Source organism: Vibrio sp. YT-19(2023) (assembly GCF_033337395.1).
In genome coordinates, this window is sequence record NZ_JAWOQN010000410.1 from 1 (window position 1) to 753 (window position 753).

Below are 753 nucleotides of genomic sequence, written 5' to 3' on the forward strand. Positions count from 1 at the left end.
TCGAGTTTGCAAGCGTTAGCAAAGTTATGCAACTTGATTAGTGACACTCTCCCCAAAATCCTCAATATAAATAAGGTCAGCGCTGGCGTTTTTCCAAATCACAAAGAGATTTATTATGTGTACTAAAAACGAAACTAAACCACTACCCTCTTTTATCGAGGAACGCCTTAATTTCCATATTCAAGATTTAATTAAATCTAACGAAAATCAAAAACACCTCGTTCTTGGCAAACGACCGTCCGAAAATGCCGTGGTTATGCAAAGCAATGATTACCTTTCGCTCTCTCACAATGAGCTCATTCAGAAAGCGCATCGAGATGCAATTTCTGAACGAGATGACAATGTCGTGATGTCAGCAATCTTCTTGCAAGATGATCAATCAAAACCGGCCTTTGAGCACCAGCTGGCGACGTTTGTCGGTATGGAAAGTTGTTTGTTGTCACAATCAGGATGGGCAGCCAATATTGGTTTACTGCAAACCATCTGCGCGCCAAACGTTCCCGTATACATCGACTTTTTCGCTCATATGTCGTTGTGGGAAGGAGCACGCACCGCTGGAGCGCAGATTCATCCTTTCATGCACAACAACATGAATCATCTGCGCAAGCAGATCCAACGCCACGGTGCGGGAATCATCGTTGTCGATTCAGTGTATAGCACGATTGGCACAATCTCCCCGTTACGTGCCATCTACGAAATGGCGAAGGAGTTCGATTGTGGCTTAGTGGTAGATGAATCCCATTCATTGGGCAC

The 753-nt window shown here is 44.4% G+C and carries 1 protein-coding gene; it reads left to right on the forward strand.

What is annotated here, in order from left to right; translation table 11 throughout:
- Window positions 1-115: 115 nt before the first annotated feature.
- A partial coding sequence (locus tag R7E78_RS26235; RefSeq protein ID WP_318058622.1) for an aminotransferase class I/II-fold pyridoxal phosphate-dependent enzyme occupies window positions 116-753 on the forward strand: 638 nt, incomplete at its 3' end.